Consider the following 25,497-nt stretch of genomic DNA (forward strand, 5'->3'; position numbering starts at 1 on the left):
ATGACAGATGATTTAAAAAACTTAAGAGATGCAATTGATAAAATTGATAATGAACTTTTAGATCTTATTTCTAAAAGGGCAGCATTAGCATCTAACATTGGAAGTCTAAAAACAGACGGTGTGATTTATCGTCCAGAACGTGAGGCTCAAGTCTTACGTCGTTTGGTTGAGCAAAATCAAGGACCACTTTCTAACGAAAGTATCGAAAGCATCTACAAGAGCATTATGTCTAATTGCAGAGCCTTAGAAAAACAAATCACCGTTGCATTCTTAGGACCGCTTGGTACATTTAGCGAAGAAGCTTCCATGAAGCAGTTTGGTGAATCAATTGAACCCATTCAAACGTCAAGCATTGATGAAGTGTTTCATCTTGTGGAATCTCATAAAGCACATTATGGTGTTGTTCCAGTTGAAAATTCGACTGAAGGCGCTATTAATCGAACGCTTGATTTGCTTCTTACATCAAACACGATGATATGTGCTGAAATTATTTTACCTGTGCATCATAATTTAATTAGCAATGAAAAAGATGTATCGAGTATTAAGAAAATCTATTCACATACACAATCATTATCGCAGTGCCATCAGTGGTTGCTTAATCATGCTCCAGGCATCGAATTACAATCTGTTTCAAGTAACGCTGAAGCTGTAAAAATTGTATCGAAAGAAAAGGGTGTCGCTGCTGTTGCAAGTAACCGCGCTGCAGCATTATTTAATGTCCCTCTACTCGCTGAAAATATAGAAGATGATCCCAAGAACTCCACTCGATTCTTGGTAATTTCCAATCACGAAGTTAAGCCTTCTGGATTAGATAAAACCTCGATTATTGTGGCTGCAAAAAATCAGCCGGGAGCGATTGCATCCATGATTGAGCCTTTTGCGAAAAATAAAGTGAGCATGACTAAACTTGAGTCCCGACCTTCAAAAGCAGGTCTTTGGGAGTATGTTTTCTTTATTGATATTGAAGGGCATATGTCTGATTCAAAAGTAGCAGACTCGCTCAAAGAAATTGAATCTAAAGCTCCATTCTTAAAAGTTTTAGGGTCCTATCCACAGTCTAATTTGACTTAATGGATTTATGCCCCAGTTTTCCATTTAAGATTTTTTAATTTTTTATTATGTCGATTCAATCTTTAATTCCAACATATATTTGTGATATTGCACCTTATCAAGGCGGCAAACCAATCTCTGAGGTTGCGCGCGAGCATCACTTAGAAGAGTCCTCCATTGTAAAGTTAGCTTCTAATGAAAATCCCTTAGGTATGAGCCCTAAAGCTCGCGAGGTAATTTTAAAATCAATTGATCAAATTTATCGTTATCCAGATGGCAATGCTTTTCGGCTTAAAAATGCTGTCAGCCTTAAGTTCAATCTACATCCGGAGAGTTTAATTTTTGGAAACGGGTCAAACGATATTCTGGAATTAGCTTCGCGTACATTCTTAAAAGTAGGAGATGAAGTTATTTTTTCTCAACATGCTTTTGCTGTCTATAGTCTTGTAACCCAAGCAATGGGTGCTATTGGCGTCAAAGTTCCTGCCAAAGATTTTGCACATGATCTTGCCAAAATGTTTGCGGCAATTTCTTCAAAAACTAAGATGATCTTCATTGCTAATCCCAATAATCCGACAGGTACTCTCATCTCTAAAGAGGAACTTAAAGCTTTTTTAACAAAAGTACCATCTCATATTATTGTGGTATTGGACGAGGCTTACGACGAATATTTGGAGATAGAGAATAAGTCAGAGAGTTTTTCCTGGCTTTCTCAGTTTTCAAATTTAATTATTTCCAGAAGCTTCTCAAAAGCTTATGGTTTAGCTGGATTAAGAGTGGGTTTTGGGGCATCGAATCCAGAGATTATTCAATTTATGAATCGAGTGAGACAGCCTTTTAATGTGAATAGTCTTGCGCAAGATGCTGCAGTGGCTGCATTAATGGATGACGCATTTGTCAGTGAGAGTAAAATACTGAATAATAATGGAAAAAAACAACTAGAATCAGCTTTCCGAAGGCTTAAGTTAAGTTTTATTCCTACTTTTGGTAACTTCATTAGTTTTAAAGTAGATAACGCACCCCAAGTCTACGAAGCTTTATTAAAGACGGGTATCATAGTTAGACCAGTGGCTAATTATGAAATGCCAGATTATTTGCGGGTAAGCATAGGCCTTAAAGAAGAAAACGAAAGATTTATTCAAGCACTAGAAGCGATTATTTAAATAGGATCTAGCATGATTATTGTAATGAGCAACGTTGCGAACGAAGAGCAAATTGAATCGGTTATTAAGCGCATAGAAGAAAAGGGACTGGAAGCCAACGTTTCCCGTGGCACCGAAAGAACAGTCATCGGCGCGATTGGAGATGAGCGAAGTCTTGACCCAGAACTTTTAGAGTCTCTTCCTGGTGTTGAGCAGGCGCTCCATATTGTTAAGCCTTATAAAATTGTAGCGCGTGAATGGCATAAAGAAGATACCGTGATTGATATCCAAGGCAATCTTATGGGCGGTAAGCAAATTCAAATTATTTCAGGCCCGTGTTCTGTTGAAACACCTGATCAGATGGAAAAATCTGCGAAAGCTGTTAAAGCCGCTGGAGTCAGACTCATGCGGGGCGGAGCTTTTAAACCACGCACAAGTCCATATACATTCCAAGGCACAGGTATTGAAGGTTTAGAAATGTTTAGAAAAGCTGCAGACAAAGAAGGTTTACCTATTGTGACTGAGCTTATGGATGCAAGACAACTTGATACCTTTATGAAATATAAAGTGGATGTGATTCAAATTGGTACCCGCAGCATGCAAAACTTTGAGCTTCTAAAAGAAGTTGGTAAAGTCAACGTGCCAGTGATTTTAAAACGTGGCATGTCAGCAACGATTTCAGAGTGGCTAATGGCTGCTGAATATATTGCAGCTGGTGGCAACCATAATATTATTTTCTGCGAACGTGGTATTCGAACTTTTGAAACGTATTACAGAAATGTATTGGATGTCACAGCAATCCCTGTGTTGAAGAAAGAAACACATCTTCCCGTTATTGTTGATCCTTCTCATGCAGGTGGTAAAGCATGGATGGTGGCAGCATTATCTAGAGCGGCGATAGCTGCAGGTGCTGATGGTCTTTTAGTTGAAATGCATCCTAATCCATGTGAAGCATGGTGTGATGCAGATCAAGCTATTAATCCTGAAGAGCTTATTTCACTCATGGGTGAATTAAGAGGAATTGCTAAAGTGATTGGCCGCGAAATTCTTTAACGAACTCATGGATTTCATGAGTTCTATTTAGCTAATTTCCACTATGAGATTAGGTGCTTTTCCCTCAGTATCAGTTCATTATTAAATATTAGTCTCATTGACAAGGTTCTATGCATATTCATGTATTAGGCGCAGGTGCGGGTGGAGGATTTCCTCAGTGGAATTGTAATTGTCAAAACTGCGACGGTCTTCGAAAAGGCACTATTAAGGCAACAAAACGCACACAGTCTTCTATCTGTGTAAGTTCTGATGGCGTTCATTGGGTGCTCTTTAATACGTCACCTGATGTGTTGCAACAAATTCAAGACTTTCCACCTTTACAACCCGGTCGAGCTATTCGTGATAGTGGCATTTCAGCCATTGTTCTTATTGATGCACAAATTGATCACACAACAGGTTTGTTGATGCTTCGCGAGGGCACACAAAAACGTGAGCTTTATTCTACTAATATGGTATATCAAGATCTCACTACAGGTAATCCACTTTTAAAAATTTTAGATCACTACTGTGGTATTAATCATCACGAGATTTCGACTGATGGTAAAACTTCCTTTGAAATACCTAAAATAGAAAATCTTACATTCACTGCTGTTGCGTTAAAGAGTGCCGCACCCCCATATTCACCGCATCGAAATAATCCACACCCAGGTGACACGATTGGCATGTTGATCGAAGACAAAAAAACACAGAAACGATTATTTTACGCACCAGGCTTAGGTGAAATTGAACCTCATTTACCACCTTTATTTGAAAAAGCAGACTGTATTATGGTGGACGGTACTTTCTGGACGAATACAGAAATGATTGATATGGGTTTAATGACAAAGAAGGCACGAGACATTGGCCATAATCCTCAATCGGGTGAGGGCGGTATGATTGAAGTATTGGATCGTTACCCCAAAGCTAAAAAAGTGCTTATACACATCAATAATACAAACCCAATTTTACGTGAAGATTCAAAAGAGCGTGCTATCTTAACTGAGCATGGCATAGAAGTTGCATACGATGGTATGGATATTGTTTTATAAAAGGATTCGTTAGACATGGATAAAATTTGGACAAGAGCAGAGTTTGAAGAAAAGCTTCGTGAGAAGGGAAAGGGTTATCATATCTACCATCCTTTCCATGTCATGATGTATGAAGGAAAGCTCACTAAAGAACAACTCCAATGCTGGGTATTAAATCGCTTTTATTATCAAATTGGTATTCCACAAAAAGATGCAGCTATTCTCTCTAATTGCCCTGATGTTGAAGTCAGAAAACAGTGGATCGTCCGTATCACAGATCATGATGGTGTGGATGATGCAGTGGGTGGAATAGAAGCTTGGATTAAATTAGGTGAAGCAGTTGGTTTAGCAAGGGAAGATGTCACATCTTTAAAGCATGTAAGTCCTGGTGTTCGTTTCGCAGTTGATGCTTATATTAATTTTGCAAAACAAAGACCATGGCAAGAGTCAGTTTGCTCATCACTTACTGAATTATTTGCCCCACATATTCATCAACAGCGTATAAGTTCATGGCCTGAAGTCTATCCCTGGATCAATGAATCTGGACTCTCTTATTTCAAAAAACGCTTAACTGAAGCAAGGCGTGATGTGGAACAAGGCCTCTCTGTAACACTAGATTATTTTAGTCAGTCTCGCGCGATGCAAGAGCGTGCATTAGACATTCTTCAATTCAAACTTAATGTGTTATGGGTGATTGCAGATTCCATTATGCTCGCCTCTTCAAATATTAAAGTTGAAGATCGTGATTACTTAAGGCAACCTATATTCTAAACATGGCGATCGAACACCAAGACATTTTAAAAATTGCAGCGCACCATCGATTTCAATGGGAAGAAGCACAACAATCTCATGTTATTTTGTTTCCTGAAGGTATGGTCAAATTAAATGGAAGTGCGGGAGAAGTATTAAGTTTAGTAGATGGAAAAAACTCGGTCGATCAAATTGTAAATGCTCTAAAAGAAAAATTTAAAGATGTAGAGGGTATCGAAAAAGATATTTTATCTATGATCCAATTTGCTTTAGATAAAGCATGGATTGAGAAAGCTAATTAAGGGGATATACGATGGCAATTCAAAATAATGGTGTAGCAGCATCTGTTACACATACTCAACCTTTATGGTTGCTAGCTGAAATCACATATCGATGCCCACTTCATTGTGCTTTTTGTTACAACCCTACTGATTATGATAAACATACACAGAATGAATTATCAACAGAACAGTGGATTAATGTTTTACGTGATGCAAGAAAATTAGGCGCACTTCAACTAGGCATTTCAGGCGGCGAGCCTCTGCTTCGTGATGATATTGAAGAAATTGTGATAGAAGCAAAAAAATTAGGCTACTACAGCAATCTTATTACTTCAGGTGTAGGCTTAACCGAAAAAAGAATTCAGGCATTTAAAGAGGGTGGGTTAGACCATATTCAACTCTCAATGCATGACATTACGGAAGAAATTAATAACTTCATTACAAACACCAAAACATTTGAGTTAAAGAAAAAAGTCGCAGCAATGATCAAGAACCATGGCTATCCTATGGTACTCAACGTTGTGATCCATCGCTATAACATTGGCCATATCAAAGAAATATTAGAGATGGCTGAAGCTTTAGGCGCAGATTATGTTGAACTTGCTAATACCCAATATTACGGCTGGTCGCTTGTAAATCGTAATCAATTAATGCCCACTAAAGAGCAAATTGATCACGCAGAAAAAGTCACCAATGAATTTAGAGAAAAAGTTGGCAACAAAATGAAAGTTTTCTTTGTGGTGCCTGATTATTTCTCAGATCGTCCTAAGAAATGTATGAATGGATGGGGTGAGGTCTTTATGATTGTCACTGCAAATGGTGATGTGCTACCTTGTCATTCAGCACGCGTATTGCCTAATATGGAATTCCCGAATGTACGTCATAAAGGGCTTATGTGGGCATGGCAAGATTCTCCAGCATTCAACCGATATCGAGGTGATAGTTGGATGAAAGAACCTTGCAGAACCTGCCCTGAAAAAGAAAATGATTTGGGCGGTTGTCGCTGCCAAGCATTCCTTTTATCAGGTGACGCAGAGAGTGCTGATCCAGTATGTAGTTTGTCGCCCAATCATCACATCATAGAAAAAGCGATTGAAGATGCTAAAAATCCTGTTCTTCAAGCGCAACCGATTCTTTTTAGAAATGATAAAAATTCCAAGAAAATTATTTCTGGCGAAGTAAAAGATTTAATTAAAGACTTTCACGCAACACCTTAAAATCTTTTAGTTTCATCTTTCCTCTATAATCATAAATTATGAACTCATCTCATATGGTGCGTGTATTTGTATTGGCAAGCTTGGCCGCATTGGCGCCATTTGCGATCGATACTTATTTACCTGCATTTCATGTTATGACAAATGACTTAGAAACAACCCCTCACGCTATTCAGCAAAGTCTTACTTTTTATTTGCTACCCTATGCATTAATGACTTTATTTCATGGTGCAATCTCTGATGCGATTGGTCGCATTGATACCATTAAAATCGGCTTAGGTATTTTTATACTAGGTTCCCTCACAGCTGCATTTGCCAATAGTGTTGAAATGTTATGGCTAGGTCGAATTTTACAAGGTGTAGGTGGGGGAGCAGGTAATGTGGTAGCGCGAGCCATGGTACGCGATTTATTTCAAGGTCCCGAAGCCCAACGCGTTATGGCAACTATACAAATGTTATTTGGTATTGCGCCTGCAGTAGCACCTATGATTGGTGGACTTCTATTAGGCATTCATTGGCATAGTATTTTTATATTCTTAGCAATCTATGCATCTATTTCATTAATTGCTGCAATTAAATATTTACCTGAAACAATGCCTCAATTGAATCGTGTTTCTTTCTCTTTCCCAGCAGTGACACATCGATATAAAACTATTTTTTCAGATAAAGAATTTTTACTTCTTGTGCTTGCATTAGGCGCAAATTTCTCAGGATTCTTTTTGTATGTTTTATCAAGTCCGATATTTATTGTTGATCACTTAGGCCTTAGTTCAACACAATTCGCTTATCTTTTTATACCTACTGTATCGGGTATGATTTTGGGCTCTTACTTATCAAAGAAAGCGGCCGGAAAATTATCTCATAAAAAAACAATTCAAATTTCCTACATTTGGATGGGTTTGATAGCTTTTCTTAATGTACTTTTTTGCGCTTTTTTTGAAACAAATCTATTAATTAATATTGGTTTTGTAGCTCTTTATAACATTGGCATGTCTCTAGTTATGCCTGTTCTGTCTATTGCAGCACTTGACCGTTTCGAAAAGATTAGGGGGACTGCGTCATCAGGGCAAGCTTTTATTCAGATGTTACTTTCTACAGTTTCTGCGGGTTTGGTAGTACCTTTTCTTTGGTTTTCACCTCTTGGACTATCTATTGGTATGCTGGGATATTCTATTATTAGTGTTTTGATAATTTCTCAAACAAAATCATTAAGTTAATTATCTAACAAACTTCTTTTATTTGGTTTTCCATTAAAAGAGTCTGCTTCAGGAAGCGGGTCTTTTCTTGAGGAGATCACTGGCCATATTTTTGACATATCTGCATTGATCTTAATGAAGTCCTGTTGATCTGCTGGTACATCATCTTCTGCAAATATAGCTTCAGCAGGGCACTCGGCTACGCATAGAGTGCAGTCAATACATTCGTCAGGATTAATTGCTAGGAAATTAGGACCTTCAACAAAACAATCAACAGGGCAAACGTCAACACAGTCGGTATATTTACATTTAATACAATTTTCGGTTACAACATAAGTCATATCAGTCCTTTAATTTCTTGAATATAGCGTTATTTTAATCTATTTTTTTTCTTGATCCAATAATTATGCAATCATGCCGGCGCCTACCGTATGGTAAGTGGATTCATCAATAATGATAAAAGCACCAGTAGATCGGTTATTTTGATAGGGGTCGGCCATAATAGGCTGTGCCAATTTAAATGTTACTTGAGCAATATCATTCATACTTAGATTTGAAATAGATTCATGAGTCAATGTTTCGATATTTACTTTAAAATCGATCTTGTCTAATTTAGCTTTTGATTCGCGAGATGTATGGCGAATCAAATAAGTTCTTGATGATGCCATGGGCGTCTCTGATAACCAACATACCATTGCATTAATACTCTTTGTAGGCTCTATAGCATCATCTGACTTGATAATCATGTCTCCACGTGAAATATCAATTTCATCTTCTAGAAGAATAGTCACGGACTGTTCCGAGATCGCTTTTTTAAGTTCTGTATCACCCAATTGAATTGATTTTATTTTTGATTTGTATTGAGAAGGTAGGACTGTAATTTCATCCCCAACAGAAATGGATCCAGACTCAATGCGACCCATAAATCCTCTATAGTCATGAAGATTATGATCATCAGAAGCATGAGGACGGCAAACGAATTGCACGGGGAATCTAAAGTCTTTATCTTTTCCTGCATAATCTGCAGTTGTTTTTTCTAAGATATCGAGCAGTGTGGGGCCTTTGTACCATTTTATAGATTCGCCGCGATCTACAATCATGTCCCCATTAAGTGCTGACATGGGTACAAATTCGATTGTACGATTTTCTGATAATTTAATTTCTTTTGCGAATGCTTTATAACTTTCACAAATCGCTTTGTATTTGCTTTCATCGTAATCGATTAAATCCATTTTGTTAATTGCTACAACGATATGAGGAATGCCAACAAGTTTAGCTAAAAAGGAATGACGTCTTGTTTGAGTTAAAACACCTTTTCTAGCGTCGATTAGGATAATCGCTAAATGGGCGGTAGATGCTGCAGTCACCATATTGCGAGTGTATTGTTCATGCCCTGGAGCATCTGCAATAATATATTTACGTGTACCAGTACTAAAGTATCTATATGCAACATCGATCGTAATACCTTGCTCACGTTCCGCTTGAAGTCCATCAGTAATCAAAGATAAATCAACGGCTGTCATACCTCTTTTTTTAGAGGTTTTTTCAATTTGGGTGAGTGTATCTGTAAGAATTGTTTTGGTATCAAAAAGAAGACGACCAATGAGCGTACTCTTTCCATCATCGACACTGCCGCATGTCATAAAACGTAATAAACTATCTTGAATATTTTCTTGTGACATTTTAGAAGTAACCTTCTTTTTTACGTTGTTCCATAGACGCATCTGATGTTTGATCATCTAATCTTGTCGCGCCACGCTCTGTGATTGTGGTACTTGCAGTTTCAATAATAATTTTTTCCACACTATCTGCCACACTTTTAACTGGGGCTGTGCATGTAATATCACCTACCGTTCTATAGCGCACCATAATTTCTTCAACAACCTCATTATCTCTTTTAGGTGTGAGCGATGTAATAGGCACAATGGCACCACCACGTCTCACTATGCGACGTTTATGTGCGAAGTAGATACTAGGTAAACCTAAATTTTCTCGTTCAATATATTGCCAAACATCCATCTCAGTCCAATTGGAAATAGGGAAGGCACGAATATTTTCACCCTTATGAACACGAGCGTTAAAAAGATTCCATAACTCAGGTCTTTGGTTCTTCGGATCCCACTGACCAAATTCATCTCTGAAGCTCATGATACGTTCTTTAGCACGTGCTTTTTCTTCATCACGTCTTGCACCACCAATACAACAATCAAATTCAAATTCAGCAATAGCTTCAAGAAGTGTCACTGATTGATGTTTATTGCGAGGTTCATCGGGTGTCTTTAAAACTATCGTGCCACGTTTCATGGAATCTTCAAGAGAGCGCACAATTAATCTTTCATTGAGTTCTTTCGCACGAAGGTCTCTAAATTGAATGACTTCGTCATAGTTATGTCCCGTATCAATATGAAGCAGCGGAAAAGGAAAGCGACCTGGTCTAAATGCCTTTTCTGCCAACCTTAATAAACAGAGTGAGTCCTTGCCGCCTGAGAAAAGTAATACTGGGTTACTGCATTGGCCAGCGACTTCTCGCAAGATATGAATCGCTTCAGATTCTAGCCAGTCGAGATGCGTTAGATTTGAGAATTTTGTCATATTATTTTACGTGCAGTCCACATTCTTTATTTTGAGGATCTTCCCACCACCAGCGCCCAGCTCTGACATCTTCTCCTTCAGAGATTGCTCGCGTGCAAGGAGCGCAGCCAATGCTTGGATAAAACTGATCATGAAGTGCGTTATAGGGCACATCATTCATTTTGATATAAGCCCAAATTTCAAGTTCACTCCAAGAGCTTAATGGATTTAACTTTTGAGATTGATGGGCTTCATCAAACTCTTCTTCTTTTAATGTCAATCGTGTTTGTGATTGCTCTTGTCTCATACCTGTAATCCATGCTTTTTTATCTTTTAAAGCGCGATTTAAGGGTTCAACTTTTCGAATACCACAGCAAGATTTTCTTAAATCGAGTGAATTGTAAAAAGCATTAATGCCATGAACATTGATATAGCTTTCCACTTTTTCTTGGTTAGGGAAATAAATTTTAATTTTAAATTGATACTTATTTTCTACCTCTTGAATCAAATTGTATGTTTCAGAAGGGAGTCTTCCGGTATCAATCGAAAATATCTCAACATTCAGTTTATTTTTTCGGATGAGATCAACAAGTACCATATCTTCTGCGCCTAAGCTATTTGCGAAAGCAACAGAATGTAGTTCTTTAATATTCTTTTGAATCAGTGAAGTGACTTTTTGTGATTTTCCCTCAATCGTTTTGCTAAGTGCATCATTGATATCGATTGTATCGATATGCTTTTTATTAAGCTTTATAGGTTGGATACTCATGAACGCACTATCCTTTTCCAGACAGGCTCTTTCACATCCACTGCGCCTTGATATGGATCACTGAAAGACTGAAGTGCTTTTAATGCCTCATTGGCATCTTTTCCAGTTTTAATGAGATAACTATCAAATCCTGAACGCTTTAGGTAAAACAATTGGTCTTGAAGGACATCACCAAAAGCTCTTAATGTATTTTTAAATTGATACCGTGTGCGAAGTAAGTTACCTAATGTAAATATACGACCATCTTGAAATCGTTCCACATATACAGCAATGAGCGGAAATATATTAATGTCTTTTTCTAGAGCTAATAACGTATCTAAAGTTTCATGTGTCGCCACCCACAAAGCAATTTCATTATTTTTAACTCGTGCCTGCAATGCATCATGATTTTTTAAGTACACACTTAATGGCAAAATAATTTTTCCAGTTTGCGGAATGACTGTTTCGTTAATTTGCAAGTCGGTAGGAAGTGATTCACCAGTTAATTTGAATAAAACAACTTTACCGGCTTGTTTTTTTACTTCTTCATTACCACTTGGAAGTGCTACAAATATCCATTCGTCTTCTACAAGGGACTGATTGAGAATAAGCTGAGAATTAAGCATACACATGCTCTTTAAAAGGATTCACACCTAAGCGTCTTACCGTATCAATAAATCTTTCTTCAGGATTACGATGTTTGATGTAAACATCAATCAGTTTTTTAACAACACCTGGCATTTCTTCTGCAGCAAAAGAGGGACCTATCACGGAACCTAAGCTTGCATCATTGCCTTGTTTGCCACCTATAGTGACTTGATACCATTCAGAACCATCTTTATCGACACCTAATACGCCGATATGGCCAACATGATGGTGACCGCATGCGTTCATACAGCCTGAAATATTAAGCTCTAGCTCTCCAATATCATGAAGGTAATCGAGATTATCAAAAGCTTCTTGAATGGACGTTGCTATCGGAATACTTTTGGCATTAGCAAGTGAACAAAAGTCACCGCCAGGGCAGCAGATAATGTCTGTTAAAAGACCAACATTGGGCGTTGCTAATTGATGGGCTTTTGCTTTTTCCCAAACTTTAAAAATATCTTGTAATTTAACATCCGCTAAGATCAGATTTTGTTCGTGCGATACCCGAAGCTCGCCAAAACTATAGAGATCTGCAAGTTCAGCCACGATTCTCATTTGTGCTGATGTGGCGTCACCTGGGGCTAATCCATGAGGTTTGAGTGACAAAGTAATTGCACGATAACCTTTTTGTTTATGAAGATGGACAGAGCGTTTTGCCCAAGATGCAAAAGCTTTATTATTTTTAATAGCCTCATTAAAGGTAGCATCTTGATCGTTCAATTCTTCATAAGGCATGGCTGTGAAAAATTTTGCAACGCGTTTTAATTCAGCTTCATTAATTGTGTTTGGTGAATTTTTCAAATGATGCCATTCCGCTTCCACTTGTTTTTTAAACTCTTCAATACCTAAAGCTTTCGCTAAAATTTTAATGCGTGCTTTATAGATGTTGTCACGACGTCCATGAAGGTTATAAACGCGAATAATAGCTTCGCAATAAGTAAGTACATGCTCCCACTCGAGATGTTCACGGATAATAGATCCAAGAATAGGCGTTCTTCCTAGGCCTCCACCCACCCATACACGAATGGCCATCTTTTGATCTTTATCATAATAAAATTCAAGGCCAATATCGTGGGCTTGAACAATCGCACGATCTTGAAGGCTTCCTGATACTGCAATTTTAAATTTACGAGGTAGGAGCGAGAACTCAGGATGGAACGTGCTCCATTGCCTTAAGATTTCAGCAATCGCTCTTGGATCAATAATTTCATCAGGAGCCACACCTGCAAATTGGTCAGTCGTAATGTTACGAATACAATTACCTGATGTTTGAATGGCATGCATTTCAACTTTAGAAAGCTCTTCTAAAATATCAGGTGTCTCTTCCAACTTGGGCCAATTGAGTTGTAGATTTTGTCTCGTACTAAAATGACCATACCCACGATCAAAACGATCTGAAATGTCTGCTAACTTACGTAATTGTTTTGATGACAAAAGACCATAAGGAACAGCAATACGAAGCATAGGTGCGTGACGTTGAATATAAAGGCCATTTTGCAAACGAAGTGGTCTAAATTCATCATCGGTAAGCTTGCCGCTTAAGTAGCGTGATGTCTGATCGCGGAATTGCGCAACGCGTTCATTGACTATGGTTTGATCGATATTATCGTATTGATACATAATTTTTTTTGACGATTAATGAAAAATAAGTTTCTGGCCAACATAGATTAAGATTAAAGCCAATACATAGCGGACAGTTTGTTCGCTGACTCTAGAACTTAAATGACTACCAATATAAATACCTGGAATTGAGCCGATCAAAAGCACACCTAGAAGAGAGTAATCGACGGTGCCTAAACTGACATGGCCAAGACCTGCAACAAGTGTCAATGGTACCGCATGCGCTATATCAGTTCCAACAATTTTTGTAATGCCTATTTTAGGGTAGATCAGTAATAAAGCTGTGACACCAAGTGCGCCTGCACCTACTGAAGTTAGGGTTACCATGCCACCTAGGACTAAACCTAAGAGAATAGTTGCGATTGCGATGGCATTATCTGATTTTAAAAGGGTGACTTTTGATCTTTCAATAAGATAAGGCCTAAAGATCACAGCGATAGAAGTGAGCAATAAGGCGATACCCAGATAAAATTTGATGATATCGACAGCCCCTGTGGATGTTATATCAATCTGTTTTAAATAGAACGTTGTTAAAATTGATGCAGGGATACTGCCAAACATGAGCCTTTTGACAATTTTCCAGTCAATATTGCCCAATTTGCCATGGGCAAAAATACCAACAGATTTAGTCACTGATGCATAAAGAAGATCAGTTCCTACAGCAAGCGCTGGTTTAATATGGAAAAATAAAACAAGGATAGGCGTCATTAATGAACCACCGCCAACGCCTGTTAATCCAACAAGAAGACCTACTATAAATCCTGATAATATAAACCCAATATCCATGACAACTCCCTATCAAAAATTAACTTTTTGGTGCTAAAGTGAACGTGAATATAGCAAATTTTGATATTATTAATTAATAATATAATATTCTACCGTTATACCTTTTAGTTATATTGGAATAAGACATGAAGCTCCAACAGTTGCGCTGTATTCATGAGGTGGTCAAAAATGGTTTTAGCATCTCTAAAGCCGCAGAAGCTCTGCATACATCTCAACCAGGTGTTAGCAAACAAATCCAACTCTTAGAAGAGGAAGTGGGACTCCATATTTTCTTAAGACATGGAAAGCGTTTAGTAGGCCTTAGCGAACCTGGGCAACATGTTTACCAGCGTATCAATGAAGTCATACGAGAAATCAAAAGCATCAAACAAGTTAGCGAAGAATTCAGTCAATCAAGCCTCGGTGTGTTAACTATAGCAACAACGCATACGCAAGCCCGATATAAGCTTCCAAATGTAGTACAAGCTTTTATGAGTAAATATCCTGATGTTAAACTTAATATCCACCAAGGAAACCCGACACAAGTCACTAATCAGGTTGTGAAAGGTGAGGCTGATATTGGTATTGCGACCGAGTCCATAAGTCATAATGATAAATTATTTTGTTTGCCCTGCTATACATGGAATCGTTGTTTAGTGATGCCAGCAAAACACCCGCTTGCTAAAGAAAAAACAGTGACGCTCGCTAAGCTTGCCACTTATCCCATTATTACTTATGACTATGCTTTTACAGGTAGCACGATTGTGTCAAAAGTTTTTCACGATGCGGGCTTGACGCCCAACATTGTTCTAACAGCGATTGATGCTGACGTGATTAAAACTTATGTAAACCTGGGTTTAGGCGTAGGATTAATTGCGCAAATGGCATACGACCCCAAAAGAGACCAGGGTCTAGTAAGTATTGATGTGAGTCATTTATTTCCTACAAGTACAACCTATCTAGGTATAAGGCGCGATGTATTTTTAAGAGGTTTCATGTATGATTTTATTGAAATGTTTATACCAGAATATCCAAAACAGATCGTTAAGAAACTTATGTTAGATCAGGAAAATATTTAATTGGAGGCTTTATGAAATCTGATGGAGAAATTAATCAAGCAGCATCATTAAAGTCGATTAATGAAATAGTCAAGTCACTTGATATCAAAACAGACGACTTAAATTTCTATGGCCCGTATCAAGCTAAATTAAAACCTTCTTTCATAAACACCTTAAAAGAACCCAAGACAGCTAAATTAATTCTAGTTTCTGCCATGAGTCCTACTCCTGCCGGCGAAGGAAAAACAACCACCACGATTGGTTTGGCTGATGCACTTTTTTTAATTGGTAAAAAATCAGTCGCGTGTCTTCGCGAACCTTCTTTAGGCCCTGTCTTTGGAATGAAAGGGGGTGCAACAGGCGGCGGTTATGCGCAAGTGGCACCTATGGATAATATAAATTTACATTTCACAGGCGACTTTCATGCTATTACATCTGCTAATAATCTTTTAGCAGCTTTGATTGACAATCATATACATCACGGCAATGCACTCAATATTGATACTAACCAAATTTCTTTTAAGCGATGCCTTGATATGAATGACCGTGCTTTAAGACATGTCGAATTAAAGCTTGGGCAAAATCATCGAGATACAGGGTTCGATATTACAAGTGCAAGTGAAGTAATGGCCATTCTTTGTTTAGCAGAGTCATTAGAAGATCTTCAATATCGACTAGGAGAGATTGAAGTTGCAAAAAGAAAAGATGGCGTATCTGTTTGTGCAAAGGACTTAAAAGCAGAAGGCGCAATGATAGCCTTATTGAAAGATGCTTTTCAACCTAATCTGGTTCAAACATTGCATGGGACACCAGCTTTTATTCATGGCGGTCCATTTGCTAACATTGCGCATGGATGTAATTCAGTCATCGCCACAAAAACGGCATTGAAGTTAGCTGATTATGTGGTGACAGAAGCAGGCTTTGGTGCAGACCTAGGCGCTGAAAAATTCATTGATATCAAATGTAGACAGTCGGGTATCAAGCCTGACATTATTGTCTTAGTCGCGACCATTCGTGCACTCAAATTTCATGGTGGTATCAGCGTTCCTGAATTAAATCATGAAAACTTAAAAGCACTCGAACTTGGGTTTAATAACTTAAAGCGTCATATCGAAAATTGCTCACAACATTTTGGACTTGATGTCGTAGTTTCAATCAATAAATTTAATTCTGATACAGAAAAAGAAATGACATGGCTTCAGAGCGCAATAGATAAGTTAGGATTTAAAGCAATCCTTTGTTCGCATTGGTCGGATGGCGCTATAGGGGCTAAGGATTTAGCTAATGCTGTTTTAGAAAAATTAGCAAAACCTAAATCTTGTAAATTTTTATATGAAGATCATTTAAGTTTAAAAGAAAAAATTACTACAATCGCTTTAAAATTATATCGTGCAAAAGAAGTTGAGTTTTCTGAAAGCGCCTTACAAAAACTATTATTGCTTGAAAAAAACTATTCAAACTTTCCTGTCTGCATTGCTAAGACGCCTTTTTCGTTTTCAAGCGATCCTAAGGCACATGGTGCACCTGAAAATCATACGCTCATGATAAGAGAATTAAGACTATCAAGAGGTGCTGGTTTTGTAGTGGCGATCTGTGGGGATCTTATGACGATCCCAGGCCTTCCTAAAGTCCCCGCAAGTGAAAATATAACTGTAAATGCACAAGGTCTTATCGAAGGATTGAATTGAGGGAATGAATTGTTTTAAAAGTACTGCAACACAAGAACAAACGATTCAAAAGTCTAGGTTTATTGGATATACCTTCATAGGTGAAACAAAACATGATATTTTGCGTACCCTACAATCCATCGCTAAAGAACATCCCCATGGAAGTCACTTAGCTTTCGCTTACCAACTCAAAACAGACCATGGATTTGAGCCTTATTATTCTGATGCGGGGGAGCCCTCAGGCACAGCTGGTAAACCTCTATTGCAGTTGATCGATGCTCACCAAATTGTGAGTGGAGGAATTGGCGTAATTCGTTATTATGGCGGCATTAATTTAGGCACAGGTGGCCTCACAAGAGCTTATGGTGGTACAGGAAAGCTTGCTTTAGCTCATTCCGTCATCGAGCCATATGTAGAATATATTAAATTTAAATTAACTATAAATTACAATGATTTAGATAATTATACTCATGTAATTTATTCAATGAATGGAAGTATTTTAGATAAAGTTTTTGATGAAAAAGTAAGTCTTTCGATAAGGCTTCCTGAAGGAGAATTCGGTAAATTAAAAGCGCGTTTTCCGATGACAGAAATACATGATTTTTAATATGGCTAATCATATAAAAACCTTAAAAAAACATCCGTTATAATCGATGTATGCTTAATTTAATTCTGATTCTTCTCGTTCTCTTGTGTGGTCTAGCTGCCTATTTGTTATGGCGCTTTCAAAACCAATCTCCTGAAGCGGGGACATTAAAGGCGCTTGAAGAAAAACATCGGGAAATGATTGTAGGTTTGAACGATAGTTTAAATAAGTTGACCGATCGTCTTAACGTGACACTTTCAGAACAAGGAAAGATACAAGGAGAAATTATTCGTGACACCATGGATAACGCCACCAACCAATTGAAAAATTTGCTTAATATGAGGTTACAAGATATTGATAGCAAGGTTAAAGAAAGTTTGGAAGAGGGCTTTAAAAAAACTAACGATACATTCGATCGCGTGATGAAACAACTCTCTACGATTGATGAGGCGCAAAAAAAGATCGATGGCCTCACCAGCAATATTGTGAGTTTTCAGGAGTTGCTTGGCGATAAAAAATCTAGAGGGGCATTTGGTGAAGTGCAGCTTGAAGGTCTTGTTCGCAATGCGTTACCACCCGACGCATTTTCATTGCAACATACATTATCGAATGGCAATCGAGCGGATTGCGTTCTATTTTTACCTGAACCAACAGGCAGTGTTGCAATTGATTCTAAATTTCCATTGGAAAGCTATAGAAGAATGCTGGATACCAGCTTACCGCCAGATGAAATTAAAAATGCGCAAAAGCAGTTTAAGCTTGATATCAAAAAACATATTCATGATATAGCGAGTAAATATATTATTTCTAATGAGACGTCCGATGGCGCGGTCATGTTTATTCCTGCTGAGGCCGTTTTTGCGGAGATCCATGCTTACCATTCTGATTTGATAGAGGAGGCAATGAGTCAAAGAGTATGGCTTGTGTCCCCTACAACACTTATGGCTGTGCTGAATACTGCAAGAGCTGTATTAAAGGATGTTGAAACGCGTAAACAAGTCCATATCATTAAAGCGGAGCTTGGAAGACTTGGGCAGGAATTTGAGCGATTTGATATGCGTATGAAAAAATTAGCTGACAACATCAGGCAGGCTCATGAGCACGCTCAAGATGTTCATGTCACAAGTCAAAAAATATCTAGACGCTTTTCTCAAATTGAACGCGTGGAATTGAAAGATGATCCGAATGCGCTATTAGAATTCGAAGAAGAAATGCTTGCAAAACAAGAAGAGCAAAATAAAGATGAGAGTTAAGTTATTTTATTTTGCAAAAGTGAGAGAAGCGCTTGGTGTTGATCGAGAAGAAATAGATCTCGTGAGCAGTATTGAAACAGTCGCTGACTTAGTAGATTTTTTAAAAAGTAGGGGTAGTGTTTGGCATACTACCTTTAGTGAGGTTTCTTCAATCAGAATGGCAGTCAATCAGGAAATAGTAGAAGATGGTCACGCGATTAGAGCCAATGATGAAGTTGCCTTTTTCCCACCTATCACAGGTGGTTGATTATGACAGTGCATATTCAAGAAGGCTTATTTGATTTATACACCATCGCCCAAAAACTAAAAAAACTACATAATAGTGGTGCTTCAGTTACCTTTGAAGGTTATGTGAGAGATTTTGACCTTGAGCAAGATAAGTTGGACGTGCTTGAATTGGAGCACTATCCTGGTATGACTGAAAAAGCATTATTAGATATTGAATTATTAGCATCTCAACGATGGAATTTAGATGATGTTTATATTGTGCATCGATATGGCAAATTGAAAGTAGGTGAGCCTATTGTTGGTATTATTGTATTTTCAAAACACCGAAAAGAGGCGTTTGAGGCCTGTCATTTTATTATCGATTTTCTAAAAACGGATGCCCCTTTTTGGAAAAAAGAGATTACCAACCAAAAATCATACTGGGTGGAGGCTAAAAAGTTAGATGATGAAGAGAAGAATAAGTGGAATTAAATTTTATAATTAATACAGCTACTTATGCATAAAATTTAAAGTTAAATATTAAAAAATAAAAGCCTATGAAAGTGATGTTATTCCTATGAAAGCGATTAAAAAAGCTGTATTCCCAGTAGCAGGTCTCGGTACGCGCTTTTTACCTGCAACAAAGGCTAACCCAAAAGAGATGCTTCCTATTGTGGATAAACCTTTAATTCAATATGCAGTCGAAGAGGCAATTCAATCAGGCATTACTGAGCTTATTTTTGTGACTGGTCGCAACAAAAGATCTATTGAAGATCATTTTGATAAGAATGTTGAGCTTGAAGCTAGCCTTATTGCATCCAATAAAAACCTTTTATTGGAGTCTATTCGATCCATTATTCCTTCTCATGTGAAATGTATCTATACCAGGCAATCAGAACCTTTAGGTTTAGGTCATGCCGTTCTTCAAGCAAAAACAATTATTAATGATGAGCCATTCGCTGTTTTATTGGCTGACGATTTAACTGATGCTCATACGCCAGTTTTAAAACAATTAATCTTGCAGCATCAAAAAGAACAATCATCAGTCATTGCCATTGAAGACATCCCGAAAGAAAAAACGGTGCAATATGGCATCGTCGATGTTGGAGACTCTAAAAATAATTTATTTAAAATTAATTCAATTGTAGAAAAACCTCAGCCAATAGATGCCCCATCCACTTTAGGCGTCATTGGTCGCTATGTATTTAATCCGGAAATTTTTGATTGTTTAGAAAAAATTAAACCTGGGAAGGGTGGAGAGATCCAGCTCACTGACGCTATACAAATGTTGCTTGGTCAGCAAGCTATCTTCGCATATTTATTTGAAGGTAAGCGTTATGATTGCGGTGACAAATTGGGTTTCATAAAAGCCAATATTGAATTTTCAAAAAAACATCCAGAAATCGGAAAAGAATTCACAGAATTTCTAAAATCAGCATCATGATGCAGTTTATTCGTTGATGGATACCATTCAAGCATTAATTCGTAAATCTTCTGTCATCTATTCAGAAATTGAAATAAAAACAGTAATTCAGAATATTGCAGATCAAGCCAATCAAACAATTAAAACTGATGATCTTTATGTTTTATGTGTAATGAATGGCGCATTAATTTTTGCAGGACAACTTTTACCTCGGCTAGAAAAGAATGTTCAATATAGCTACATTCATGCAACGCGTTATGCAGCCTCTTTGACTGGCGGTCCAATTCATTGGCTTGTAAAGCCGCCAATAGATATTGAAGGGAAGACGGTTTTGATTCTTGACGATATCTTGGATCAAGGCATTACACTTAGAGAAATTGTTGCTACATGCGAAGCAATGAAAGCTAAGGCTGTCTATACCGCTGTGTTATTTGATAAAGAGATAGCAAAAGAAAAATCTTACTCTCCAAATTTTATAGGCCTTAAAGTGCCTAATCGTTTTGTATTCGGATACGGCTTAGATTGCAAGGGTTTGGGTCGAAATCTTCCACATTTGTATGCTTTGGATTAAAAGCATCTTATGTTTTCTTAATTTAATGTCACAATGACACACATATGAGTAAAAAAAATAAATCTATAAGACAAGATGATCCTCAAAAAGAACGTGAGGCTATGTTTTATGAAAAACCTCTCCCTAGTCGAGAATTAATATTAAAGATCATGGCTGATCAGGGCGTTCCTCTTTCAATTTCAAAGCTGAATGAATTACTTGAAATTGCTGATGACGAATCCGAAGCATTTAATAAGCGTATTAGAGCCATGGAAAGACAAGGCCAGATTATGCGAAATCGAAAAGACGATTTTTGTATTTCTGAAAAGTTAAATCTTATTCCAGGACGCATACAAGGCCATGCAGATGGATTTGGCTTCCTTATTCCAGACCAAGGAGGCGATGATATTTTCTTGTCTTCTAGAGAAATGATGCAAGTCCTTCATAACGATCGCGTGATGGTTCAAACCATAGGACAAGATAGAAAAGGTCGTCCTGAAGGTAAAGTGATTGAGATTCTTGAAAGAAAGAATGAAACTTTAGTGGGGAGGGTGGTTCAAGGGCAGGGCGTTACGATCGTTGCAGCTGAAGATAAGAGAATTAATCAAGACTTTCTCATTCCTTATCATCTTGATATGGGAGCCAAACCTGGGCAAATTGTTGTCATTGAAATTACTGCTCAACCTTCATTCAAATCTAGGCCTATGGGCAAGGTAGTTCAAATTCTTGGTAATTATGCAGATAGCGGTATGGAAATTGAGATTGCCTTAAGAAAACATCAACTTCCTTACAATTTTTCAGAAGAGACAGTTCGCATTGCGGAATCTTTTTCTAAAAAAGTATTAGAAAAAGATTTTAAGGGAAGAATCGATTTGCGTGATTTACCTCTTATTACTATTGATGGAGAAACTGCAAGAGATTTTGATGATGCAGTCTATGCGGAAAGTATCAATAAAAATTGGCGTTTAATTGTTGCTATTGCTGATGTAAGTTTTTATGTGCAACCCGATAATACTTTAGACAAAGAAGCTTTTGATAGAGGCAATTCAGTTTATTTTCCAAGAAGAGTCATTCCAATGTTGCCTGAAGCTTTATCAAATGGCCTATGCTCACTTAATCCGCATGTCGATCGATTATGTATGGTTTGTGACATGATCATTGATGACCATGGAAAAGTTATTTCTTATAAATTTTATCCGTCGGTTATGGAGTCAAAAGCTCGTATGACTTATACGGATGTAAGTACATTACTGAAAGAGACATCACCTGAGCTGACAGAAAAATATAAATCTATTATTCCACACATTAAAAATCTTGAGTCGGTGTATAGAATACTTACCAAGCAAAGGCATATAAGAGGTGCCATTGAATTTGACTCCTCTGAAACCATTATGATTTTTAATGATCAAGGAAAAATTGATCGTATTGAGCCTGTGATTCGAAATGAAGCACATCGTCTTATTGAGGAGTGCATGTTAGCTGCAAATGTATGTGCAGCTAATTTCTTAATTGAACATGAACATCCAGCGCTTTATAGAACTCACGAAGGCCCAACCGAAGAGCGCTTAGAAAATTTACAAATATTTTTGGCTGAATTTGGATTTATGTTAACTGGTGGTAGTAAGCCATCAATTAAAGATTATGCTGCGTTAATTGAAAAAATTAAAGGCCGGCCAGACGAACATTTATTACAAACAGTTTTATTAAGGTCGATGCAACAGGCTGTATATAGCCCAGATAATAATGGCCACTTTGGTTTAGCTTATGAAGCCTATGCACATTTTACTTCTCCGATACGTCGATATCCTGACCTTTTAATTCATCGTGCCATTAAAGCTACTTTACAAAAAAAGACAATGCCTGCTTCAAATTGGCATGCTTTTGGCCAACATTGTTCAATGACAGAAAGAAGAGCTGATGATGCTACGCGTGATGTTTCATCATGGCTTAAGTGTTATTACATGCAAGATAAAATTGGAGAGATATACGAAGGCACTGTTGCAGGTGTAACAAGTTTTGGTTTATTTGTGTCGATTGATGGCATTTATATTGAAGGTTTGTTGCATGTCACAGAATTAGGTAACGATTATTTTACTTATGACAAAGCAAGGCATGCCATGGTCGGAGAAAGATCTCATGTCGTTTATCGGTTGGGAGATCGATTAAAAGTAAAATTAGTTCGCGTCGATTTGGAACTTAGCAAAATTGACTTTAGCCTTGAAAGTCATCAAGAAGTTCAAAAGTCCCCATTAAAAGATAGAAAACCAAAAAATTTCTTTAAAGAGAAAGCCGCGCATAAAAAGAAAGTTCATTCTGCCAAGCATAAAAGTGGGTCAAAGTTATCTGGACAACCGAGAAGTAAAAAGAAGACAAGAGCAAAATAATATGTCTCAAAGTCAGATTATTTTTGGTTTTCATCCTATTATCAGTCACTTAAGGCAGTCTTCAAGAAGCATACAAGAGATTTATTTGGACAGTGATCGTAATGATCCAAGAGCTAAAGAAATTGTTGAGTTGGCTAAAGAAAATAATATTCGAATACTTATGGTTGATCGTGCAAGATTAGATGGCATTGCTTCGCAAGCAAAACATCAGGGTGTAGTAGCTAAAATTATCCCTTTAGTAATTCCTTATAAGACGGTTGAGGATATTCTAGAGGGCGATCTTAAAGAACCCGCATTTTTCCTAATACTAGATGGCGTAGAAGACCCTCATAATTTAGGCGCATGTTTGCGTGTTGCAGATGGTATGGGCGTGCATGCTGTTATAGCCCCGAAAGATCGAGCAGTGGGATTAAATGCGACTGTGAGAAAGGTCGCTTCAGGCGCAGCTGAATCACTACCCTTCATTGTGGTAACCAATCTAGCGAGAACCATACGTCAACTCAAAGAGCAAGGTGTGCTTGTGGTAGGAACAGCGGAAGATGGCGCTGAATCACTTTATCAATCAACTTTAAGCGGCCCCATTGCTGTCGTTTTAGGCTCAGAAGGAAGTGGCTTAAGGAGACTCACTCGCGATGTGTGTGACTTATTAATTAAAATACCTATGCTAGGCGCTGTGGAAAGTCTAAATGTGAGTGTTGCAAGCGGGATTGTATTGTCAGAAATTAGACGACAACGTTTTAAATCTTAAATCCAAGTGTTTTATAAGTAGATCGTCGAGTTTTATTGAACAAAGATGGCTGCTTACTTAAATCTTGATTGTATGATGGCACCATCTTTTCAATTTTATTCTTCCAAACTTTAGAGTTTATACTTCCCTTAAAGCTTTTTTCAATCACATTTAACATTGAATAAACAGATGTTGAGGCTCCCGGAGAGGCGCCTAAAAGGGCGGCTAGAGATGAGTCGTCTGACCAAACTACCTCTGTTCCAAATTCTAATTTACCGCCAATTTTTTTATAAGGCTTGATGATCTGAACTCTCTTTCCAGCTGATGCAAGCTTCCAATCTTTTTCGTTAGCTAAAGGATAAAACTCTTTCAATGCATTCATTTTATCTTTGTATGAACTAGCAGACTCCTTAATTAGATAAATTAGAAGATTTAGATTGCAAATAAATACATGTAACATTGGCAAAATATTGTGGATACGAATTGATTTCAATAAATCCAAATACGAGCCCGTTTTCAAAAATTTAAATGTGAAGCTTGCGAATGGACCAAACATAAGCTGTCTTTTACCATTAATAATCCTTAAGTCTAAATGAGGCGCTGACATTGGAGGTGCTTTAGGGCCTGCTAAGCCATAAACCTTAGAAAAGTGTTTTTTTGTAATAGATGATTTCTTGCATATCAACCATTCACCATTGATGGGAAAGCATGCATAGCCGATTTGATTTTTAATATTACTTTTTTGAAGAAGTTGGATTGATGACCCACCAGCACCGATAAAAATAAAATTGGCATTAATCAAAATTGTTGCTTTGTTTTTTGAGTTATAGATTTTTATATCCCAGGTTTTATCATTTTTTTGAGACATGGCTTTAACTTCATGATGAGTATGAAGAGAAAAATTTTTACTTGTTGACAAAATCTTTAGCATTTGCACGCTAAGCGATTCAAAGTCAATATCACTTCCGAGATCAACCCTTGTCATTGCAATATTATCTTTAAAGTCTTCGGCTACGAGGGGAGCCCACTGTTTAATGGTTTCTCTTCTTCTAGAGAATTGCATCTCCTTGAACGGAAGAGTTTTAGTTAAAGCTTCATATCTTTTCTTTAAAAAAGATATATTCTTATCACCTTTGACAAAGCTTATGTGGGGGACTTGGGTAATAAATGATTTTGGCTTAAAGCTCTTATACTTTCTTGCTAAAAAACTCCAAAATTGAAGTGAAACTTCAAATTCCCCATTAATTTTTCGTGCTTTATCTATATTAACTTCATTATGATTGTCAAAATTAGTATAGTTTAACTCGCAAAAGCCAGCATGCCCTGTTCCAGCATTATTAATCGATTGTGTACTCTCTAGAGCACAAGAAGAAAGTTTTTCATAGATTGTGACGTTGATACTTGAGTCAATTTCTTGCAGTAACTTGGCAAGAGTTATGCTCATAATTCCACCACCAATAAGAATGCAATCAGTTTTTTTCATAAATACTCAAGAATAATGGCAATTTTTAAAAATTCGGAAGGATACCAAACATTATACAAAAATCTAAGCCAAATAGGGTCAGCAATATTTTATGAGATTTTTTAGGTAAAGATG

At 37.4% G+C, this 25,497-nt stretch carries 26 protein-coding genes; 18 read left to right on the forward strand and 8 right to left on the reverse strand.

The genetic code is table 11. The annotated features are described in order from the left end of the window. The 8 genes from pheA to FIT63_RS03305 all read left to right on the forward strand — a co-directional run bounded on the left by pheA (position 1) and on the right by FIT63_RS03305 (position 7,714). Positions 1 to 1,071 carry a prephenate dehydratase gene (gene pheA, locus FIT63_RS03270; protein ID WP_140006546.1) on the forward strand — a complete coding sequence of 357 codons (1,071 nt, stop codon included), beginning with the start codon at positions 1 to 3 and terminating at the stop codon, positions 1,069 to 1,071. A gap of 47 nt (positions 1,072 to 1,118) precedes the next feature. After that, positions 1,119 to 2,213: a histidinol-phosphate transaminase gene (gene hisC, locus FIT63_RS03275; RefSeq protein WP_140006547.1), complete on the forward strand. Its 1,095-nt coding sequence runs from the start codon at positions 1,119 to 1,121 to the stop codon at positions 2,211 to 2,213. A 12-nt stretch (positions 2,214 to 2,225) separates the two neighbouring features. Then, positions 2,226 to 3,245, forward strand: coding sequence for a 3-deoxy-7-phosphoheptulonate synthase (gene aroF / locus FIT63_RS03280; protein ID WP_140006548.1), 1,020 nt, complete (start codon positions 2,226 to 2,228; stop codon positions 3,243 to 3,245). A gap of 110 nt (positions 3,246 to 3,355) precedes the next feature. Next, the gene (gene pqqB / locus FIT63_RS03285; RefSeq protein WP_140006549.1) at positions 3,356 to 4,273 is read left to right on the forward strand and encodes a pyrroloquinoline quinone biosynthesis protein PqqB; all 918 of its coding nucleotides are present in this window, start codon (positions 3,356 to 3,358) and stop codon (positions 4,271 to 4,273) included. Positions 4,274 to 4,288: 15 nt separating this feature from the next. After that, positions 4,289 to 5,023, forward strand: a complete 735-nt coding sequence (pqqC, locus tag FIT63_RS03290) for a pyrroloquinoline-quinone synthase PqqC (RefSeq protein WP_140006550.1) — start codon at positions 4,289 to 4,291, stop codon at positions 5,021 to 5,023. Positions 5,024 to 5,025: 2 nt separating this feature from the next. Further along, complete coding sequence (gene pqqD / locus FIT63_RS03295) at positions 5,026 to 5,304, forward strand: pyrroloquinoline quinone biosynthesis peptide chaperone PqqD (RefSeq protein ID WP_140006551.1); 279 nt, start codon at positions 5,026 to 5,028, stop codon at positions 5,302 to 5,304. Positions 5,305 to 5,315: 11 nt separating this feature from the next. Further along, positions 5,316 to 6,500: a pyrroloquinoline quinone biosynthesis protein PqqE gene (gene pqqE, locus FIT63_RS03300; protein WP_140006552.1), complete on the forward strand. Its 1,185-nt coding sequence runs from the start codon at positions 5,316 to 5,318 to the stop codon at positions 6,498 to 6,500. Positions 6,501 to 6,538: 38 nt separating this feature from the next. Beyond that, complete coding sequence (locus FIT63_RS03305) at positions 6,539 to 7,714, forward strand: multidrug effflux MFS transporter (protein ID WP_223259944.1); 1,176 nt, start codon at positions 6,539 to 6,541, stop codon at positions 7,712 to 7,714. Here FIT63_RS03305 and fdxA read toward each other — a convergent pair. The 7 genes from fdxA to FIT63_RS03340 form a co-directional block, all read right to left on the reverse strand. After that, positions 7,711 to 8,034: a ferredoxin FdxA gene (gene fdxA, locus FIT63_RS03310; protein WP_046487949.1), complete on the reverse strand. Its 324-nt coding sequence runs from the start codon at positions 8,032 to 8,034 to the stop codon at positions 7,711 to 7,713. The two genes, FIT63_RS03305 and fdxA, sit on opposite strands and share 4 nt — an antisense overlap. A 63-nt stretch (positions 8,035 to 8,097) precedes the next feature. Beyond that, positions 8,098 to 9,375: a sulfate adenylyltransferase subunit 1 gene (locus FIT63_RS03315; protein WP_223259945.1), complete on the reverse strand. Its 1,278-nt coding sequence runs from the start codon at positions 9,373 to 9,375 to the stop codon at positions 8,098 to 8,100. Between the two features lies 1 nt (position 9,376). Further along, complete coding sequence (gene cysD / locus FIT63_RS03320; protein ID WP_140006553.1) at positions 9,377 to 10,285, reverse strand: sulfate adenylyltransferase subunit CysD; 909 nt, start codon at positions 10,283 to 10,285, stop codon at positions 9,377 to 9,379. A gap of 1 nt (position 10,286) precedes the next feature. After that, entirely contained in the window at positions 10,287 to 11,033 is a 747-nt protein-coding gene (locus tag FIT63_RS03325; RefSeq protein ID WP_140006554.1) for a phosphoadenylyl-sulfate reductase, read from the reverse strand. Further along, positions 11,030 to 11,638: a DUF934 domain-containing protein gene (locus FIT63_RS03330; RefSeq protein ID WP_223259946.1), complete on the reverse strand. Its 609-nt coding sequence runs from the start codon at positions 11,636 to 11,638 to the stop codon at positions 11,030 to 11,032. The genes FIT63_RS03325 and FIT63_RS03330 overlap by 4 nt, the downstream gene beginning before the upstream one ends. Further along, positions 11,631 to 13,280, reverse strand: coding sequence for a nitrite/sulfite reductase (locus FIT63_RS03335; protein WP_140006556.1), 1,650 nt, complete (start codon positions 13,278 to 13,280; stop codon positions 11,631 to 11,633). Before FIT63_RS03335 ends, FIT63_RS03330 begins: the two co-directional genes overlap by 8 nt. 15 nt (positions 13,281 to 13,295) lie before the next feature. Then, positions 13,296 to 14,066 carry a sulfite exporter TauE/SafE family protein gene (locus FIT63_RS03340; protein WP_140006557.1) on the reverse strand — a complete coding sequence of 257 codons (771 nt, stop codon included), beginning with the start codon at positions 14,064 to 14,066 and terminating at the stop codon, positions 13,296 to 13,298. 125 nt (positions 14,067 to 14,191) lie between these two features. On the opposite strand from FIT63_RS03340, the gene FIT63_RS03345 reads away from it, so the two are divergent. The 10 genes from FIT63_RS03345 to rlmB all read left to right on the forward strand — a co-directional run bounded on the left by FIT63_RS03345 (position 14,192) and on the right by rlmB (position 23,921). Then, complete coding sequence (locus FIT63_RS03345; protein WP_140006558.1) at positions 14,192 to 15,124, forward strand: CysB family HTH-type transcriptional regulator; 933 nt, start codon at positions 14,192 to 14,194, stop codon at positions 15,122 to 15,124. Positions 15,125 to 15,135: 11 nt separating this feature from the next. Beyond that, the gene (locus tag FIT63_RS03350) at positions 15,136 to 16,791 is read left to right on the forward strand and encodes a formate--tetrahydrofolate ligase (protein WP_140006559.1); all 1,656 of its coding nucleotides are present in this window, start codon (positions 15,136 to 15,138) and stop codon (positions 16,789 to 16,791) included. Between the two features lie 4 nt (positions 16,792 to 16,795). Beyond that, entirely contained in the window at positions 16,796 to 17,377 is a 582-nt protein-coding gene (locus FIT63_RS03355; protein WP_140006560.1) for an IMPACT family protein, read from the forward strand. Between the two features lie 50 nt (positions 17,378 to 17,427). Continuing rightward, positions 17,428 to 18,609 (forward strand): DNA recombination protein RmuC, encoded by a 1,182-nt coding sequence (locus tag FIT63_RS03360; RefSeq protein WP_140006561.1) that lies wholly within the window; start codon positions 17,428 to 17,430, stop codon positions 18,607 to 18,609. Further along, positions 18,599 to 18,856, forward strand: a complete 258-nt coding sequence (gene moaD, locus FIT63_RS03365) for a molybdopterin converting factor subunit 1 (RefSeq protein WP_140006562.1) — start codon at positions 18,599 to 18,601, stop codon at positions 18,854 to 18,856. The genes FIT63_RS03360 and moaD overlap by 11 nt, the downstream gene beginning before the upstream one ends. Positions 18,857 to 18,858: 2 nt before the next feature. After that, the gene (locus FIT63_RS03370) at positions 18,859 to 19,308 is read left to right on the forward strand and encodes a molybdenum cofactor biosynthesis protein MoaE (RefSeq protein WP_140006563.1); all 450 of its coding nucleotides are present in this window, start codon (positions 18,859 to 18,861) and stop codon (positions 19,306 to 19,308) included. Positions 19,309 to 19,393: 85 nt separating this feature from the next. After that, positions 19,394 to 20,260 carry a UTP--glucose-1-phosphate uridylyltransferase GalU gene (galU, locus tag FIT63_RS03375; protein ID WP_140006564.1) on the forward strand — a complete coding sequence of 289 codons (867 nt, stop codon included), beginning with the start codon at positions 19,394 to 19,396 and terminating at the stop codon, positions 20,258 to 20,260. A 16-nt stretch (positions 20,261 to 20,276) separates the two neighbouring features. Beyond that, positions 20,277 to 20,810 carry a hypoxanthine-guanine phosphoribosyltransferase gene (locus FIT63_RS03380; protein WP_140006565.1) on the forward strand — a complete coding sequence of 178 codons (534 nt, stop codon included), beginning with the start codon at positions 20,277 to 20,279 and terminating at the stop codon, positions 20,808 to 20,810. Between the two features lie 44 nt (positions 20,811 to 20,854). Further along, entirely contained in the window at positions 20,855 to 23,173 is a 2,319-nt protein-coding gene (rnr, locus tag FIT63_RS03385) for a ribonuclease R (protein ID WP_140006566.1), read from the forward strand. A gap of 1 nt (position 23,174) precedes the next feature. Further along, positions 23,175 to 23,921, forward strand: a complete 747-nt coding sequence (gene rlmB / locus FIT63_RS03390) for a 23S rRNA (guanosine(2251)-2'-O)-methyltransferase RlmB (protein WP_140006567.1) — start codon at positions 23,175 to 23,177, stop codon at positions 23,919 to 23,921. Here rlmB and FIT63_RS03395 read toward each other — a convergent pair. After that, entirely contained in the window at positions 23,911 to 25,383 is a 1,473-nt protein-coding gene (locus tag FIT63_RS03395; RefSeq protein WP_140006568.1) for a malate:quinone oxidoreductase, read from the reverse strand. The two genes, rlmB and FIT63_RS03395, sit on opposite strands and share 11 nt — an antisense overlap. Positions 25,384 to 25,497 lie beyond the last annotated feature (114 nt).

Source organism: Candidatus Methylopumilus planktonicus (assembly GCF_006364715.1).
GTDB lineage: Bacteria > Pseudomonadota > Gammaproteobacteria > Burkholderiales > Methylophilaceae > Methylopumilus > Methylopumilus planktonicus_A.

Bases quoted from the DNA above. Each gene is read 5' to 3' on its own strand.
- pheA (WP_140006546.1), top strand. From the start codon at position 1: ATGACAGATGATTTAAAAAACTTAAGAGATGCAATTGATAAAATTGAT.
- hisC (WP_140006547.1), top strand. From the start codon at position 1,119: ATGTCGATTCAATCTTTAATTCCAACATATATTTGTGATATTGCACCT.
- aroF (WP_140006548.1), top strand. From the start codon at position 2,226: ATGATTATTGTAATGAGCAACGTTGCGAACGAAGAGCAAATTGAATCG.
- pqqB (WP_140006549.1), top strand. From the start codon at position 3,356: ATGCATATTCATGTATTAGGCGCAGGTGCGGGTGGAGGATTTCCTCAG.
- pqqC (WP_140006550.1), top strand. From the start codon at position 4,289: ATGGATAAAATTTGGACAAGAGCAGAGTTTGAAGAAAAGCTTCGTGAG.
- pqqD (WP_140006551.1), top strand. From the start codon at position 5,026: ATGGCGATCGAACACCAAGACATTTTAAAAATTGCAGCGCACCATCGA.
- pqqE (WP_140006552.1), top strand. From the start codon at position 5,316: ATGGCAATTCAAAATAATGGTGTAGCAGCATCTGTTACACATACTCAA.
- FIT63_RS03305 (WP_223259944.1), top strand. From the start codon at position 6,539: ATGAACTCATCTCATATGGTGCGTGTATTTGTATTGGCAAGCTTGGCC.
- fdxA (WP_046487949.1), bottom strand. From the start codon at position 8,034: ATGACTTATGTTGTAACCGAAAATTGTATTAAATGTAAATATACCGAC.
- FIT63_RS03315 (WP_223259945.1), bottom strand. From the start codon at position 9,375: ATGTCACAAGAAAATATTCAAGATAGTTTATTACGTTTTATGACATGC.
- cysD (WP_140006553.1), bottom strand. From the start codon at position 10,285: ATGACAAAATTCTCAAATCTAACGCATCTCGACTGGCTAGAATCTGAA.
- FIT63_RS03325 (WP_140006554.1), bottom strand. From the start codon at position 11,033: ATGAGTATCCAACCTATAAAGCTTAATAAAAAGCATATCGATACAATC.
- FIT63_RS03330 (WP_223259946.1), bottom strand. From the start codon at position 11,638: ATGCTTAATTCTCAGCTTATTCTCAATCAGTCCCTTGTAGAAGACGAA.
- FIT63_RS03335 (WP_140006556.1), bottom strand. From the start codon at position 13,280: ATGTATCAATACGATAATATCGATCAAACCATAGTCAATGAACGCGTT.
- FIT63_RS03340 (WP_140006557.1), bottom strand. From the start codon at position 14,066: ATGGATATTGGGTTTATATTATCAGGATTTATAGTAGGTCTTCTTGTT.
- FIT63_RS03345 (WP_140006558.1), top strand. From the start codon at position 14,192: ATGAAGCTCCAACAGTTGCGCTGTATTCATGAGGTGGTCAAAAATGGT.
- FIT63_RS03350 (WP_140006559.1), top strand. From the start codon at position 15,136: ATGAAATCTGATGGAGAAATTAATCAAGCAGCATCATTAAAGTCGATT.
- FIT63_RS03355 (WP_140006560.1), top strand. From the start codon at position 16,796: ATGAATTGTTTTAAAAGTACTGCAACACAAGAACAAACGATTCAAAAG.
- FIT63_RS03360 (WP_140006561.1), top strand. From the start codon at position 17,428: ATGCTTAATTTAATTCTGATTCTTCTCGTTCTCTTGTGTGGTCTAGCT.
- moaD (WP_140006562.1), top strand. From the start codon at position 18,599: ATGAGAGTTAAGTTATTTTATTTTGCAAAAGTGAGAGAAGCGCTTGGT.
- FIT63_RS03370 (WP_140006563.1), top strand. From the start codon at position 18,859: ATGACAGTGCATATTCAAGAAGGCTTATTTGATTTATACACCATCGCC.
- galU (WP_140006564.1), top strand. From the start codon at position 19,394: ATGAAAGCGATTAAAAAAGCTGTATTCCCAGTAGCAGGTCTCGGTACG.
- FIT63_RS03380 (WP_140006565.1), top strand. From the start codon at position 20,277: ATGGATACCATTCAAGCATTAATTCGTAAATCTTCTGTCATCTATTCA.
- rnr (WP_140006566.1), top strand. From the start codon at position 20,855: ATGAGTAAAAAAAATAAATCTATAAGACAAGATGATCCTCAAAAAGAA.
- rlmB (WP_140006567.1), top strand. From the start codon at position 23,175: ATGTCTCAAAGTCAGATTATTTTTGGTTTTCATCCTATTATCAGTCAC.
- FIT63_RS03395 (WP_140006568.1), bottom strand. From the start codon at position 25,383: ATGAAAAAAACTGATTGCATTCTTATTGGTGGTGGAATTATGAGCATA.